Source organism: Campylobacter estrildidarum, from assembly GCF_005406205.1.
GTDB lineage: Bacteria > Campylobacterota > Campylobacteria > Campylobacterales > Campylobacteraceae > Campylobacter_D > Campylobacter_D estrildidarum.
Genome location: NZ_NXLZ01000032.1, coordinates 1 through 2,050, shown reverse-complemented (window position 1 = coordinate 2,050; position 2,050 = coordinate 1). Strand labels below are relative to the sequence as shown.

General features: G+C 44.7%; 2 tRNA genes and 1 rRNA gene. All 3 read right to left on the bottom strand.

From position 1 onward, the window contains the following. Nucleotides 1-2 precede the first annotated feature (2 nt). Nucleotides 3-79: transfer RNA gene (locus tag CQA69_RS08780), tRNA-Ile, on the bottom strand. 7 nt (nucleotides 80-86) lie between these two features. Then, nucleotides 87-162: transfer RNA gene (locus tag CQA69_RS08775), tRNA-Ala, on the bottom strand. Between the two features lie 94 nt (nucleotides 163-256). Further along, nucleotides 257-1,769 (bottom strand): 16S ribosomal RNA (locus CQA69_RS08770). Between the last annotated feature and the right edge of the window lie 281 nt (nucleotides 1,770-2,050).

Here is a 2,050-nt window from a genome sequence, read left to right as displayed (position 1 = left end):
AATGGTGGGCCTAACAAGACTTGAACTTGTGACCTCACCCTTATCAGGGGTGCACTCTAACCAGCTGAGCTATAGGCCCTTAATCATGGTGGAGAATAGCGGGATCGAACCGCTGACCTCCTGCGTGCAAAGCAGGCGCTCTCCCAGCTGAGCTAATTCCCCATAAATTAGCTTTTCATCAATCTTTGAAATCTAAACAAGGATGATTGAGTTTATATGAACTAATGGTTGTGAGACTCATTAGTTTGTACTCTAGAAAGGAGGTGATCCAACCGCAGGTTCTCCTACGGTTACCTTGTTACGACTTCACCCCAGTCGCTGATTCCACTGTGGACGGTAACTAGTTTAGTATTCCGGCTTCGAGTGAAATCAACTCCCATGGTGTGACGGGCGGTGAGTACAAGACCCGGGAACGTATTCACCGTAGCATGGCTGATCTACGATTACTAGCGATTCCGGCTTCATGCTCTCGAGTTGCAGAGAACAATCCGAACTGGGACATATTTTATAGATTTGCTCCACCTCGCGGTATTGCGTCTCATTGTATATGCCATTGTAGCACGTGTGTCGCCCTGGGCATAAGGGCCATGATGACTTGACGTCGTCCACACCTTCCTCCTCCTTACGAAGGCAGTCTATTTAGAGTGCTCACCCGAAGTGTTAGCAACTAAATACGTGGGTTGCGCTCGTTGCGGGACTTAACCCAACATCTCACGACACGAGCTGACGACAGCCGTGCAGCACCTGTCTCTAAGTTCTAGCAAGCTAGCACCCTCATATCTCTATAAGGTTCTTAGGATATCAAGCCCAGGTAAGGTTCTTCGCGTATCTTCGAATTAAACCACATGCTCCACCGCTTGTGCGGGTCCCCGTCTATTCCTTTGAGTTTTAATCTTGCGACCGTACTCCCCAGGCGGTACACTTAATGCGTTAGCTGCATTACTGAGATGACTAGCACCCCAACAACTAGTGTACATCGTTTAGGGCGTGGACTACCAGGGTATCTAATCCTGTTTGCTCCCCACGCTTTCGCGCCTTAGCGTCAGTTGAGTTCCAGCAGATCGCCTTCGCAATGGGTATTCTTGGTGATATCTACGGATTTTACCCCTACACCACCAATTCCATCTGCCTCTCCCTCACTCTAGATTACCAGTTTCCCAAGCAGTTTAATGGTTAAGCCATTAGATTTCACAAGAGACTTGATAATCCGCCTACGCGCCCTTTACGCCCAGTGATTCCGAGTAACGCTTGCACCCTCCGTATTACCGCGGCTGCTGGCACGGAGTTAGCCGGTGCTTATTCCTTAGGTACCGTCAGAATTCTTCCCTAAGAAAAGGAGTTTACGCTCCGAAAAGTGTCATCCTCCACGCGGCGTTGCTGCGTCAGGGTTTCCCCCATTGCGCAATATTCCCTACTGCTGCCTCCCGTAGGAGTCTGGACCGTGTCTCAGTTCCAGTGTGACTGATCATCCTCTCAGACCAGTTAAGCGTCATAGCCTTGGTAAGCCATTACCTTACCAACTAGCTGATACTATATAGTCTCATCCTACACCGAAAAACTTTCCCTACTCAACTTATGTTAAGCAGGAGTATAGAGTATTAGCAGTCGTTTCCAACTGTTGTCCTCTTGTGTAGGGCAGATTAACTATACCTTACTCACCCGTGCGCCACTAATCCACTTCTAGCAAGCTAAAAGCTTCATCGTTCGACTTGCATGTATTAGGCACGCCGCCAGCGTTCACTCTGAGCCAGGATCAAACTCTCCATAAAATTATAGAAAAGTTTAATCTTTTTCTTCAAAGAAAAAGTATTTAAAAAAATTTATTTAAGATTAAAAGGTTTCTTTTTTAATCTTAATTTATCATAGATTTACATCATTACTTATGATTAAATCTTTCTCTGGCTCAATCGATCACTTATTTAGATTTCAAAGATTGACTATAAGATTTGAATAACAATACTAAATTAAAAGAACAAAATTTTTTAGATAAAAAATTTAGATAAAAAAAGGAAATGAAAGTATAACTAATTAAGCTTAAAGGGGGATTAAA